The sequence below is a fragment of the Melioribacter sp. genome (assembly GCF_049325435.1).
GTDB lineage: Bacteria > Bacteroidota > Ignavibacteria > Ignavibacteriales > Melioribacteraceae > Melioribacter > Melioribacter roseus.
The window spans coordinates 111944-126361 of sequence record NZ_JBMOLD010000018.1 but is presented as its reverse complement, the minus strand read 5'-3'; the positions used below and the strand labels follow the sequence as shown (position 1 = coordinate 126361).

Annotated in this window: 11 protein-coding genes; 4 read left to right on the top strand and 7 right to left on the bottom strand. The window is 42.3% G+C overall.

All coding sequences use genetic code 11. The annotated features are described in order from the left end of the window. Window positions 1-13: 13 nt before the first annotated feature. The 5 genes from ACOYVE_RS13655 to dnaG all read right to left on the bottom strand — a co-directional run bounded on the left by ACOYVE_RS13655 (window position 14) and on the right by dnaG (window position 7468). Window positions 14-415 (bottom strand): response regulator, encoded by a 402-nt coding sequence (locus tag ACOYVE_RS13655; protein ID WP_014856006.1) that lies wholly within the window; start codon window positions 413-415, stop codon window positions 14-16. A gap of 66 nt (window positions 416-481) precedes the next feature. Then, entirely contained in the window at window positions 482-1159 is a 678-nt protein-coding gene (locus ACOYVE_RS13650; RefSeq protein ID WP_226990997.1) for a sensor histidine kinase, read from the bottom strand. Between the two features lie 117 nt (window positions 1160-1276). Beyond that, on the bottom strand, window positions 1277-3973 hold the full coding sequence (locus tag ACOYVE_RS13645) for a PAS domain S-box protein (protein WP_422882416.1): 2697 nt from the start codon (window positions 3971-3973) through the stop codon (window positions 1277-1279). A 172-nt stretch (window positions 3974-4145) separates the two neighbouring features. Continuing rightward, window positions 4146-5618, bottom strand: a complete 1473-nt coding sequence (locus tag ACOYVE_RS13640; RefSeq protein ID WP_157867326.1) for an alpha-amylase family glycosyl hydrolase — start codon at window positions 5616-5618, stop codon at window positions 4146-4148. Between the two features lie 8 nt (window positions 5619-5626). Beyond that, window positions 5627-7468, bottom strand: a complete 1842-nt coding sequence (gene dnaG / locus ACOYVE_RS13635; protein ID WP_014856001.1) for a DNA primase — start codon at window positions 7466-7468, stop codon at window positions 5627-5629. Window positions 7469-7572: 104 nt separating this feature from the next. Here dnaG and ACOYVE_RS13630 point away from each other — a divergent pair, with 104 nt between their 5' ends. The 4 genes from ACOYVE_RS13630 (at window position 7573) to ACOYVE_RS13615 (ending at window position 12072) form a co-directional block, all read left to right on the top strand. Then, window positions 7573-8103: a DJ-1/PfpI family protein gene (locus tag ACOYVE_RS13630; protein ID WP_014856000.1), complete on the top strand. Its 531-nt coding sequence runs from the start codon at window positions 7573-7575 to the stop codon at window positions 8101-8103. Between the two features lie 5 nt (window positions 8104-8108). Then, entirely contained in the window at window positions 8109-10058 is a 1950-nt protein-coding gene (gene ispG, locus ACOYVE_RS13625; protein ID WP_014855999.1) for a (E)-4-hydroxy-3-methylbut-2-enyl-diphosphate synthase, read from the top strand. A 162-nt stretch (window positions 10059-10220) separates the two neighbouring features. Beyond that, complete coding sequence (locus tag ACOYVE_RS13620; protein WP_422882414.1) at window positions 10221-11333, top strand: Nif3-like dinuclear metal center hexameric protein; 1113 nt, start codon at window positions 10221-10223, stop codon at window positions 11331-11333. Between the two features lies 1 nt (window position 11334). Next, on the top strand, window positions 11335-12072 hold the full coding sequence (locus ACOYVE_RS13615) for a zinc ribbon domain-containing protein (protein ID WP_014855997.1): 738 nt from the start codon (window positions 11335-11337) through the stop codon (window positions 12070-12072). Between the two features lie 39 nt (window positions 12073-12111). On the opposite strand, the gene ACOYVE_RS13610 is transcribed toward ACOYVE_RS13615, so the two are convergent. After that, window positions 12112-12993: a shikimate dehydrogenase gene (locus tag ACOYVE_RS13610; RefSeq protein ID WP_014855996.1), complete on the bottom strand. Its 882-nt coding sequence runs from the start codon at window positions 12991-12993 to the stop codon at window positions 12112-12114. An 11-nt stretch (window positions 12994-13004) separates the two neighbouring features. Further along, entirely contained in the window at window positions 13005-14417 is a 1413-nt protein-coding gene (locus ACOYVE_RS13605) for a tetratricopeptide repeat protein (RefSeq protein WP_014855995.1), read from the bottom strand. Between the last annotated feature and the right edge of the window lies 1 nt (window position 14418).

Genomic DNA, 14418 nt, shown 5'->3' with positions numbered 1-14418 from the left:
TTCTTACATAAATTTATTCGATTTTAATGCCTGTTTTTTTCTCGAGAGTTTTAATCAACGTTTCCATCAAAACGCTGTTCTGAATCGGTTTTGTAAGAAATATATCCACTCCGGCATTGTAGGCATTGTCTTTGTCTCTTTGAAAAACATGGGCTGAGAGGCCTACAATCGGCATATTTTTATATTCCTCGGATTCCCTCAATTCTTTGGTAAGCTGCAGACCGTCTTTTTTCCCTCTAAGCGATATATCCATTAAAATAATATCGATCTTTTTTTCTTTCATTTTTTCGTAGAAGGTTTCCGCTGAGTCGCAAACTTCGACTTCAAATTTTCTTTTAAGAAAGAGCTGAAGGAATTTCTGATTTTCGTAATCGTCCTCTACAATCAGAATAGTTGGTTTTCTGGCTTCGCTCATTTCTCTCCTTCCGTTTATTATGACTTAAATTTATGAATTTATCCGACCAAAATAAACAATAAATTATCATTTAAATGTAAGCGTAAATTTAGCGCCTTTGTTTTTCCCGCTTTCTACGTCTATATCGATATTATTCAAATCGCAATAGTATTTCACGAGCGCCAAACCGAGTCCGCTTCCTTCGTACCGTCTGGTATATCCCGATTCTTCCTGAGTAAACGGTTTGAAAAGTTGTGGTAAAAAATCCTCGCTCATACCTACGCCCGTATCTTTAACTTCTAAGACAAGCCGTCCTTTTTCATTCCGGCTCAATACAACCTCCACTTTGCCCGAAGGCGTATATTTGATCGCATTGTCTACGAGATTCGCAATAATCTGCGACACAGAGTACTCGTCGCACCGGACTATGCAATTATCCGTATTCACCGTTTCGATCAAAGAAAGATTTTTATCCTTAGCGTAGAAAGAATATTCCTTAATAATATTATCGACAATTTCTTCTTTAATGTTTATGTCTCTGAAAATCGGTTCGTATGCGTTAGTCTGAATTTCCGCTACGTTCAAAATCAGATCGATGGTTCGGATAATTCTCCTGCTGGCTTGTTCGACGGCGAAAAAGCCCTCCATAACTTCGTCGCTTACGTAATTTTCGATTTCTTCTTTAATGAGATTGTTAAAATTAACTATTACGTTTATCGGGGTTCTGATTTCGTGCGAAATCTGCGCGAGAAAGTTAGTTTTCAGAAGGTCGGCTTTCTCGGCTTTTTCTTTGGCAAGTATCAGTTCCTTTTCGGCTTTTTTATGAATGGTAATGTCTTCAACAACGCATTCGTAAAACGAAATGTTGTCTTTGTCGTCCTTTTACGCCCGCGCGCTTTCTTTTACGTTGATTAACGTTCCGTCTTTCTTTTTCCAGACTTCTTCGAAACGGTAAACGATCCCTTCTTCCAATAATATTCGATAGAATTGCTCGCGGCGTTCCGTATCCGAGCAGAAGTCCCATATTGTATGATTTTTCAGCACATCGTCAACGCTTTCGCAGCCGAGCATTTCAACAAACGAAGGATTGACCATTATCAGTCTGCCGTCGGTTTTTGCGCGGTAGACTCCTACGGTCAAGTTTTCGAAAATTGCCCTGAAGCGTTCTTCGCTTTCTTTAAGAGCCTCCTCGGCTATTTTTTTGTCAGTAATATCGAAAGCCGTACCGATAGCCGCCGTGTCGCCTTGATATTCTATTATAGTCGCAGTAAAACTAATCCATCTTATTTCGCCGTCTCTTCTGATAACTCTGAATTCATATTGGGCGGGAACTTTTTCTCCCCTGAGCCGAGCCATACCTCTTTCGATAATCAGTTCCCTGTCGTCGGTATGAACCACATCCCAGAAATTCATTTTGTATAATTCTTCCGCGTTGTAACCCGTAAGAATTTCCGTCGCTCTGTTGGCATAAACAAATTTTGTGTTCCTGTAGATAAAGATTGCCGTGTTTGTCGATTCTGCGAGTTTTCTGAATTTTTCCTCGCTCTCTTTCAACTGCAATTCGGTTATTCTGCGTTCGGTAATATCTTTTGATATTATCGTAACGGCGTTTACCGTATTGTGGATTTTATCGCAAGCGGGACTCAGAGTGCGGATAAAGTAGCGTCCGTCGCGATTGCTTTTGTATTCGTAAGTAACCGGCTTTCTATTTGCTATTACATAATTAATCCTGTCCAAAAATTCGTCCGTACCTTCGGGGGTATGAAATTCGGAATAATGTTTTCCAATAACTTCGGCGTGCGTTTTTCCCAACCTCGACAGGTATTTATTGTTCATATAAAGATAATTGCCTTCGGGATCGACGAGATAAATCGAATCCTCGCTCGATTCGAGCAGAGTTCTGTAAAGAGCTTCGTTATCTCGAATGATTTTTTCGGCGGCTAATCTTTCTTTTTCTTTCCTGTAGTAATCTAACGCGAATGAAATGTCGAGCGTCAATTCGTCGAGGAGTTTAATTTCTTCGGCGTCGAAAAATTCCAATTGATCAGAAACCAAAATTAACGCGCCCCACGAATCATCATTTGGAGTAATCGGCAGCAGCGCGCACGCTTTTGCTCCGTTCTCGGCGGCTTTCCGTAAATATTTGTCTTTTTTATATTCCCGCGGACTATTGAGAATCTTTTTTTCTTTTTTGAGCAATACATCTTTCAACAAATTAGAATCGGCTTTATCGATGTCGATTTTATCGTAAGGGAAAAGCTCGTCTCTGCCCGCTTTCGAAGCTTCTTTAAGTAAGTTTCCGTCACGCTTACCCAACCACGCCAACTTAAAATCTCCCTTCGAAACGGCAATTTCCGTAATGGTCTTCAATAATTTACGTTCGTCGTCAATTCGTACAATCGATTGATTTATGTTGCTCAAAACTTCATAAAGGCGATTGTACTTTTTGATTTTTTCTTCGGATTCTTTTCTGTTGGTTATATCTTCGATTGCCAGCAGTATCATTTCGGTTTTATTGCCGTCCCTGTAAATTCTTCTGGCATTAAGCAGCATTGTTTTTTTGCCGATTCGCGTGAAGTTATGTTCGACAACGAAATCGTTAAACGAAGTGTTTTGCGGAAGAATTTTCTTCAGCAGTCTTTTCAGTTCGGGAATATTCCAGGATTTATTTTCTATATCGAAAAAGATTTTTCCTTCCACATTTTCCGGTTTGGTGTCGAATTTCGAGTAGAAAGCTTTATTCGCCCTTATTATTCTGAAATTTTTGTCGAGAATGACGAGCGGCTCCCTTATTGTTTCGACTATGCCGTCGGACAGTTTACGAGCTTCTTCAATTTTTCTTTGCGCTTCTCTTTCTTTGGACTGGTCTCTGAAAACGAGAACTACTCCCGTCAATTTGCCCTGACTATTTTTAATCGGGGCGGCGCAGTCGAGTATCGGATATTCTTTCCCGTCTTTCGATATAAGAAGAGTGTGGTTTGCCAGTCCGACGACAGCGCCTTCCCGTAAAACTCTTTTAACCGGATTGTCCGCATTTTTCCGGCTGAATTCGTTTACAATCCTGAAAACGGAATCGAGTTTTTTGGCTTTGGCGTCTTTTTCTTTCCATCCGGTCAGTTTTTCGGCTACGGGATTCATAATCGTTACCCGCCCCTTGTCGTCTGTAACAATAACTCCGTCGCCAATGCTGTAGAGCGTGGTTCTCAGTTTTTCTTCGGAAAGGAAAAGTTTGTCGAGCGCATGCGATTCTTCGGTAAAGTCGCATACTTGTATCAACAGAAACTTTCTGCCGTTTATTTCAATTTCTTCTTCCGCAATTTTTACGTCGATTAATTTACCCTTGCTGGTTTTGTGCTTGGCGGGAGTTTTTTTATCCGGCAGTAAATCGTCGAATTTCAACTGCAGAATTTTTTTCAAGGAATAGCCATAGAGACGCGCGGCGGCTTTGTTTGCCGCAATTATTTTGCGGGGTCTTTTTTTGCACAGGAGAGCGGGAACGGGTAAATTATTTAAGAGAGATATGAGCGTTTCAAATTTACCTTTTTCTGAAATTAAATTCTCCCTCGGTTTGCTTCCCATCTCCCCACCTTTTTAGAAATTTCTAACGCACCGATTATTACAGCGCCCTGCAGAGCAAGATAAGCAGCATAACAAAAGTAACAAATTATTTTTATAATCAAAATTATAAAGTGTGCGCTAATTTCAATTAAAGATCGAATGGTTTAAACCGACAAATGAATTTACGCAACGGTTATTCCCACATAAATATATGGGAGGCATACGGTTTGAGTTCGATGTACAAACCCTGCATAATTATTTCTTCGGAACTTCGTCTGTAAACTTTATCGTTCAGCAAATCGTTGAGAAGAATTTCCTCGTCGTAATCCCGGAGATCGAGCTTAATTCGGCAGGAAGATGTTTTATCCGAAAAATTAATAACCACCAGACAATTTTTGTGTTGATGGGTCCATTCCCAGGCGAGCATATTCAGATAAGTTGAATTCCCATCCCACGCAGGCGCCGGCTCCAGCAGAGTCCATTTGCCTTTTTTGAGTACGTCTGACGAGACGATGCTCAAAAGTTTGTCGTAAAAATTTTTAATTTCTTTATTAACGGGCTCTGCGGGTTCTCTCCCGAGCTGCACCGGAAGTTTAATTTTTTTGCCTTCGAATTGCCCGTCGAAATAAAAACGCATTCCCTGAATAGTGCTTATGATTACGGCAGCCGCCAGGGCTTTTTCTTTGCCGAGAAGCGTAACAGACCTCTCTTCGTCGTGATTTTCGATAAACCTGACGGATTTTTTTTGATACGATTCCTCAGCCATCAGGTGGTCGTGAATATCCCTCACGTAACCTGCGGTAATTCTGTCGGTCAGTTTTTTGTCGTAAGTATAATCGAAGCCCTGCTGTTGCAATTTCCATTCGAGGTCCCAATATGCTTCCGCAATAAATATAAAGTCGTTTCGTACGGAACGCACGCTTCCTATTATCTCTTCCCAGAACTCGACAACCGGTCCCTCATCTTCCGCATTATTATAGACTCCCGCCCATGTATTTTTGAAAACGTTATTCATAGCCAGCATAGCCATATCGCACCGGATACCGTCGCAGAGCCGCGTCATCTTACCGAGAATATCGATATAATAGCCGCGTGCTTTACGGCTCATCAGATTTACCTGGATTGTATCCTGCCATGCCGGGAAAAACGGGTCTCTGCCATGCGCGTAATATTCGTCTCGGTCTTCAAAAGGTTTGAAAAACGTGTGAGGATCTTTAAGATAATTCGACTCATCCACTTTCAGAAATATGTCCGGGGCATCGCGAAGAAGGCTCGTATCGGCTCCGAAATGATTCGGCACAAAATCGAGAATCAATTTAATTCCGATATCGTTGAGTAAGTTTTTCAATTTCAGCAACGATTCCTCGGTTCCGAGCCTTGGATTAACCTCGTATTTATCGATTGCAAAAGGCGAACCGATTACGTCGCGCCTGCGCCAATCGCTTAGCGCTTTGTCGTAACTTTTAATCAGATAATCTTCAAAGCAATATTTGTCCACGTTTTCTTCGCAAGTTTTCCAGACGCCCATTAACCAGACATAATCGATTCCTTTGGAACGGAGTTCCATCCAGTAATCATCAGGTATATTTTCGAGCGCGGCATCTTCTCCGAATCTTTTCAAAAACGCGCGGATGTTAATTTCGTAAAGGGAAGGATTGTAATTCATGGTTTCGCTCAATTGTTCAACAGTTCTTTCTTTTGTTCGTACAACTCCTTGTTGCGTTTCAGCAATTCCAGATGAAGCATTTCGTCGTTGTTGGTTTGAATCAATTCGTTGTTGCTTTTTATTTCTTCTTCTATTTTATATATGAAGTAATTCCTTACGGTTTGAACGGCGTGTTCCAGCGTGTCTTTTTCGAGTTTTCCGCTGATATAAAAATTGTCCCATTTATCGCTGATAGTCGATATCTGTTCGTCTTTCATCAGCCACAGGCGCAAAAATTCTCTCAAACCCTCTTCGGTAATATGGTCGAGAATATTAGCCGTAGAAACGTTATTCTGTTTGTGGCATTCTGCCACTATTTCGGCAATCTTTTTCAGATTGGGATGGCGGAACGATTCCGACCCTACTTTTTCGAGTATATAATCCACAATCTCTTCCTTGCCGCTCAATAAAAGACGCGCCAATTCACGCTCGTAAGGATTTGCTTTTTGAGCGGCGGCAACTTGCGGCCTGGCATAACTTGCCGCGGCGACTTTTCTAGTTTCGTTTCTTCCTGAAGAGCTCTTGCGAAATTCGTCCAATTCTTTTTCGATCAGTTTTTCGCGAAGGTTGAATTTCCTGGCTATCGATTTTATATAGAAATTCAGCTTCAATTCGTCTTTAACAAGAGCCAGGCTTTTAATAATTTCCCTCAAAGCAGCCGCCGATGTCGAAGGGTCGTCGAATCTTCCTTCGGAGGCGTATTTGGAAGCGGTAAATTCAAAGAAATTCTGGGCTTTCTGAAGCTGCTCCTGAAATTTCTCCCGCCCGTGTTTCTTGATGAAGGAATCGGGGTCTTCTCCTTCTGGCAGCGAAACCACTTTAATGTCGAAATCATGCTTCAAAAGAATTTCGATGCTTCGCAGAGCCGCATTCTGACCGGCGGCGTCGGCGTCGAACAAAACGTAAATATTCCTGGTGAATCTCGACAGCAACGTTACCTGCTCCTCGGTCAACGAAGTTCCCGACGACGCAACTACGTTCTGGACTCCTTCCTGAAAAAGCGATATCAAATCCATATAACCTTCCACAAGAATAGCCCTGTCGAGTTTGCGTATTTCTTCTTTAGAGTGAAAGAGTCCGTAGAGGACTTCCCTTTTGGAATAGATCGGTGTCTCGGGCGAGTTGATATATTTGGCGGTCTTTTCGGAATCGTCGAGAATTCGCGCGCCGTATGCTATAATTCTCCCGTTTGTGGAATGAATCGGAAATATTACTCTGCCGCGCAGTTTATCGTAATAATCGCCGTTTTGTTTCGTATCGATAAGTCCGAGCAACCTTGCTTTTTGAAGGTCAATGCCGTTTTGTTTTGCAAATGTCAAAAAGTTGTCCCATCCGTAAGGCGCAAAACCGATATTGAATAGTTTTTGCGTCGACGGCTTGATGTTCCTTTTGATAAGATAATTTCTGGCTTCCTCGGCTTCCTTGCTTTTATGCAGAATTTCGGTAAAATATCTGACAGCGGCCGACATAATGTCGTAAAGTTCTTCCTGGGCTTTATATTTTTCGGAATAACCGCTCTCCGGTTCGATCGGAATTCCCACAAAGTCGGCTATTTCCTGAACGGCTTCCACAAACGAAATTTTTTTGAATTCCATCATAAACCGGAACAGGTCGCCGCCGGCTCCGCAGCCGAAACAGTGATAAATCTGTTTTTCCCTGCTGACCGTAAAAGAAGGCGTGTCTTCGGAATGGAAAGGACATAACCCGACGAAATTCTTGCCCCTCTTCTTCAAGGACACTTCCCGACTTATCACGTCTACTATATCCGCAGCGTTTCGTATTTCGTCTATCTTTTCGTCGGGTATTCTCATTTCCTCAAACCGTTTCTTATCGCTTCCGTAAACTTAATTCATTAATCCGTACCGAATCAACATTGCCCGTCAATTTTAATATTGTTATTTTAGCGATAATCATCATGGAAAGAAATTTTTTGATTCCGAAAAGTCTGTTATTATTTATCCCTCAAACCGATTTCAGTGAAGAGGAATATCTCGCCGTAACGTCCGCGCTCAAACGAGAGCGGATCAACTATTTTATTGCTTCGGATGCTACGGGAATTTGCGTCGGCTCTTCGGGACTAAAAGTAAAAAACGACATACAATTATACAACATTCATCCGGCAAATTTCGAAGGATTAATACTCGTCGGCGGCTCAGGAGCCCGGAACTATAAAGGGAATCAAAAACTGATAAAAATTGTTCAGGAATTTGATCGATTGAAAAAACCGATCGGAGCAATATGCAGCGCGCCGTTGATTCTGGCTAAAGCCGGCGTTTTAGGCGAGTTTGCCGTTTGCTATCCGTCGGACAAGCCCGAACTCGCATCCTTTGGCGTTAAATACAAAGACGCGCCGGTGGTAGAAGACGGGCGAATTATTACGGCTCGCGACCCGAACGCAGCAGTTGAATTCGCGGAATCTTTTGCCGGGTTAATTAAAAAACGATAAAATCAATGGATATGGAAAAATTCAAATATTGCCTAAGCGCAACGAGATATAAACGATATAAAACGAGAGAAGTTAATATTGGCGGCGTTCCGCTCGGCGGCGACAATCCGATCAGAGTTCAGTCGATGACTACTACAGATACAATGGATACAATCGCTACGGTCGAGCAATCGATTAGAATGATCGAAGCGGGCTGCGAATACGTTCGAATAACCGCTCCGAGCATAAACGAAGCGCGCAATCTTGAAAATATCAAAAACGAACTGCGCAAGAGAGGCTATAAAACTCCGCTCATTGCCGATATTCATTTTACTCCCAACGCGGCTGAAGTGGCGGCTCGCATTGTCGAAAAAGTGAGAATAAATCCCGGCAATTACGTCGATAAAAAGAAATTCCAGACAATCGAATATACCGACAAGCAATACGAGGAAGAGATTGAAAGAATACGCGAACGCTTTGTGCCTCTGCTTAAAATTTGCAAGGAATACGGCACGGCGATTCGAATCGGAACCAATCACGGTTCGCTGTCGGACAGAATAATGAGCCGTTACGGCGACACTCCGCTGGGAATGGTCGAATCGGCGTTGGAATTCGTACGCATCTGCCGCGACGAAAATTTTCACGACATCGTCCTCTCGATGAAAGCCAGCAACCCGCAAGTGATGGTACAGGCTTATCGACTGCTCGTCAATAAAATGGAAGAAGAGGGATACAATTACCCCCTGCATCTGGGAGTAACCGAAGCAGGCGACGGCGAAGACGGACGAATTAAATCTGCAGTGGGAATCGGAGCGCTGCTCGAAGACGGTCTCGGCGACACGATTCGCGTTTCGCTGACAGAGGAACCCGAAAACGAAATACCCGTCGCAATAACCCTTGCAGAAAGATACGCCAACAGAGGCGGACACGAATCGATTCCTTCAATCAAAAAAGTCGTTATCGATCCGTTCAATTACAAACGACGTGAAACTTTTGAAGTGTCTGATTTCGGCGGCGCCAACGTTCCGAAAGTGATTGCCGATTTTGCGTTGGTCGATTTAAATAAAGAAAGTCAACTCGAGCCGATCGGATATACATACGACGGCGGAACGGACAAATGGAACTACTCCGACCAATCCGCGGATTACATTTATCTTGGCAAAAAAATTCCAGCATTTAATCTGCCGACAAATCTCAAACCGATTCTGGATTACGACGAATGGATAAAATCGGAAAAAAAGACCGAATATTTTCCTTATTTCGGCTCGACGAAAGACTTCGCTCAGTCGATTTCAAAATCGTTTGTGATGAATTTTGTAGAGATCAGCATTAACGACATAAAAAACAAATCGCTGGAAATTATCAAGAACGACCCCCGGATTGTATTCGTTCTTACAACAGGTAATTTGCACGGAATGGCAGAGCAGAGGAGGGTGTTTTTTCATTTAATCGAAAACGATATTAAAAACCCCGTGGTCATCCGGCGCGCTTATTCGACGGACGACTCCGAAAAGTTGACGCTCTATTCGTCGACCGATTTAGGAGCTTTGCTTATAGACGGATTGGGAGACGGCGTTTGGATTACGCCGGCGGCGAAAAGCGACGCCGGGGCAACCGAATTAATCAACAGGTTGTCGTTCGGAATTTTACAAGCCACGCGCACCAGAATATCCAAAACCGAATATATCGCATGCCCTTCGTGCGGCAGAACTTTATTCGACCTGGTCGAAGTTACAAACAAAATCCGCAAAAGGACGGAGCATCTGAAAGGGGTTAAAATTGCAATAATGGGATGCATCGTAAACGGACCGGGCGAAATGGCCGACGCAGATTACGGTTATGTCGGTTCGGGTCCGGGCAAAATCACACTTTACCGGGGAAAAGATATTGTCAAAAGAAATATCAAGTCAGAATACGCTCTCGACGAACTAATCGAATTAATTAAAGAAGACGGAAATTGGATCGAAAAAGATTAATTTTAATGCCGGTATTGAAATTAAAGACCGGAAATCATATTTTTGTATATAATTATGGACACATTTAGTTACAAAACGAAAATACCAGAGTCGTACAGTAATAATTCTTAAAGGTAAAAATGCACTCCAATTAAATCGGGGTGCATTTTTTTTTGTATATATATGAAAATAGGTGAACTGATAAAATATCTTGAAGACTGGGCGCCAAAAGAAGCCGCATGGGAAAGAGACAACGTCGGCATTCAAATTGGCTCCCGAAACAAAGAATTGAAAAACATTCTGATATGCCTCGAACTAAATCACAACGTTGTTTCGGAAGCCATCAAAAAGAAATGCAACTTTATTTTTACGCACCACCCGTTTATTTTCAATCCGCTAAAAAAACTTGAATTCGACAAAGACAATCTGATAGAAAAAATTATTATCCACGGTCTAACGGTCTATTCGGCTCATACGAATCTCGATTTTACTAAAGACGGAGTTTCGTTTGCCCTTGCAAAGAAATTAAATCTTCAGGAAATCAAATTCCTTCAGAATGCGGATTCCAATCGCGTTAAAATAGTAGTTTTTGCGCCCGAGGAATCGGTCGATTTGCTTTCGGAAAAACTGTTCGAGACCGGGGCGGGAATCATCGAAGAATATTCGAGATGCAGTTTCAGACTTAAAGGCGAAGGTACGTTTCAAGGCGGCGAGAATACGAATCCGGTAATCGGCAAAAAGGGAGCATTCGAAAAAGCGGCCGAAATACGTATGGAAATGATTGCCGACAAATGGCTTTTACCGAAAATAATCGACGCCATACGCACTTACCATCCGTACGAAACGCCGGCTTACGATATTTATCCTTTGAAAAACGAGAACGAAAATTTCGGCGCCGGCTGTATCGGTATATTGCCGACGGAAATGTCGCCTTCTGATTTTTACGACTACGTAAAAAAATCTCTCCGTCTCGAATCGTTCAGATATACGAAAGGGAATCAGAAAAAAATTCGCAAAGTTGCCGTATGCGGCGGTTCCGGCTCGGAACTGCTCGGCAGAGCCGTCGCTTCCGGCGCCGATGCGTTTGTAACGGCCGATATAAAATATCATACTTTTCACGACGCTCTCGACAAAATCCATCTTATCGACGCAGGACACTACGAAACCGAGGTTGTCGTTCTCGACGAAGTTAAAAAGAGAATCGAAAAATTTATTAACGACAAAAAAATTAAAGTCTATAAATACTCGCGCAGTACAAACCCGGTAAAGTTTTATAAACATAAAGGAGATAAATAAATTGTTAGAACGATTAACAGTACTCTACGAATTACAGTTAATTGACGACCAACTCGACCAACTCGAAGAGTTGAGGGGGGATTTGCCCGCAGCCGTCAACGAACTTACTTCCCAAATCGATGCAATCCAGGAACAAATTCGTACTAAGGAGACCGAAAAAGAGGATTCCCTCAAAAAAAGAAGGGACAACGACGAGGAGATAGAGCGTCTCCAGACAAATCTGAAAAAATTCAAAAGCCAGCTTTATCAGGTGCGCAACAACAAAGAATACGACGCGCTAACAAAAGAGATCGATCACGCGGAGGAATTGATTAAAAAGCTCGAAGAAGAAAATACCGAGCTTGAAAATCTGATCGAAAAACTGAAGGGAGAAATAGAAGAAATTAGACCTCAGCTCGACACTCTAAACGAGGAACTCAAAGTTAAAGAAGCCGAATTAAAACAAATCATAAAAGCCAACGAAAGGGAAGAAGTTAAATTAAAGGAAATTCGGGAAAAGACAGCCGCCAAAGTCAGAAAACCCGACTACAACACGTACATGAGAATCCGAAAAGCTCTCGGCGGAAAAGCGATCGCGACGATCAACAGAGCGGCTTGCTCGGGGTGCCATAATATTGTTCCTCCCCAAAGGCAATTGGAAATAAAACAGAACAAACGACTCTATTCTTGCGAATCGTGCGGCAGGATTATTGTTTCGGCTGAAGTGGCTGAAGAAGCGCTGAAGAGAGTAAAAATATAAAAAGCTTAACGCCCCGCCTTTTAACGGCGGGGTCTCTTCTTAATTATTTATCAAATACGATTCGATGGCTTTGTAGATTTCGTCCTTTGGCATTTCTTCGCCCGTCCATAGTTCAAAAGATTTAGCTCCCTGCTCCACAAACATCCTCAATCCGGTAATTATACGGGCTCCCCTCGATTCGGCTAATTTTAACAACTTTGTTTTAATCGGCGTATAGACAACGTCGAATACAATTTGTTCTTTATTAAAAGATTCAGGAATCGTAGTCGCCGCGTCGTCGATATCGGGAAACATTCCCATCGATGTGGTATTAACAATCAGCTTGGAAGAATTGAAAGTATTGACCAAATCCGGCGGCATAAGCGGATAAGCTTTGATATTATTGAAGAGCATTTTAGTCGAGAAATATTCTTTCAACGACTCGGCTATTTGTTCAGTCCGGTTAACTATATTAATCCGCTCCACTTTGAAATGTCTAATCAAAGCGTAAATAACGCTGCGCGCCGCTCCGCCGGCGCCAATGACAGTAACCGCGGAATTTTGCAATTCTTCTTTATAAGGATTCAAAGATTCAATTACGCCAAGAACATCCGTATTGTATCCCCTGAGAACGCCTTCGTCGTTCACTATCGTATTAACGGCTCCGATAATATTAGCCTCTTCCGAAATATCCTTCAGCAGAGGAATAACTTTTTCTTTGAGCGGAATTGTAACGTTAAAACCTTTTATGCCGAGAGCAATCATGCCTTTGAGCGAATCTTTCAGAAGAGTGGGCGGCACGTCGAAAGGCAGATATATATAATTAAGTTTTGTCAATTCGAATGCGAGATTGTGCATCAAAGGCGAAAACGAATGTTTAATCGGGTGTCCGATAATTCCGATAATCTTTGTATTATGATTGAACTTATTTTGAGTTTGCATGTCGGAAGAAACTATTTATTGTCGTCGATCAGTTTATTGAACAATTTGGAAGATTTGATTTCGGGATAATCGTTCGTAAATTCGGTTTTGATATTCGGATCGAGCTCAAAAGCTTTTTTGAGGTATTCGATTCCCTCCTGAGTATGGCTGAGCAGAAAATTTATTTTGGCGATCGAATAATACGCGCGCGCATAATTTTTGTCGATTCTAATGCACTCTTTATAAGCTTTGAGCGACTCGAGCCAGTTTCCCACTTCGAAAAAAGCCTCTGCAAGTTTCAACCAGCCGTTAAAATTATCCGGGTCGATTTCGACCGCATTTTTGTAACTTTCGATCGATTCGTTCAATTTGCCGAGCGAATACTCGAGGTCTGCTTTTGCATACCAGGCGTCGACCGGCTCCGAGGCAATTGTAATTGCCTTATTGAAATCTCTCAGCGCCAGCTGGAATTTTCCGGAGGCGTCGTAACAATTTCCTCTGGCAAGATATGCCTCGTAATAATCGGGATCGAGATTGATGGCTTCCGTATAACATTTAATTGCGTTTGCAATCGAGCCCATCTCCTCGTAAGTCTGCCCGAGATTGTAATAAATGGTTTCGTCGTCGGGATCGATTTTAAGGGCTTTTTTGTAAGCCGTCATCGCCTGTTTGTATTTGCCGGTTTTATAGTAAGCGTAGCCGCAATTGAACCACGAACTCGAAAAATCGTCTTTAAGAGCGATCGAAAGTTCGAATGCATTGATTGCTTTTTCGAATTCTTCCAGACGGAGATGAACAATTCCTTTATTATACCAGCCGGCGTAATTTTCGGGATCGCCGTTTAGATACATTTCATAAGCGGCAAGGGCATCTTTGAGTTCGCCCATCGATTCATAACAATATCCCAATTCGTACCAGGCTTCCAGATAGTCGGGCGCTTTTTCAACCGCCATTCGGAAATACTCGACGGCTTCGTTATATTTTTCTTTCTTTTCGTAAAGCGCGCCGAGATTATAGAGAATTTCCTCGTTATGAGGTTCTATGGCGAGAGCCTTTTCGAGCGACTCCACCGCTTCTTCGAACATGCCGAGATTATCTTCCGCAATGGCAATATTGATATGAGTATCCACGTCGTTGGGATTGAGCGACAGCGCTTTACGGAAACAATTATAGGCTTCGGCAAATCTGAACATATTATTCAGAAAAATGCCCTTAAAATGCCAGATTTCATAATTATAAGGCGTTATCTGCAGCAATGCATTTGTGAGATATAATCCGTCTTCCACGAGATCGTAATCGATGCACAGTTGAATCGTATCTTCTATCAAATCGATACTGGTTAGAATTCGACCTTCGTTAATAATGTTTTTGCAGGCTTCAATCTTTTCTTTCAATTCTTCGTCGCTGTATTCGGATCCGAAACCGTCAAAGAAGTTATAATCCATT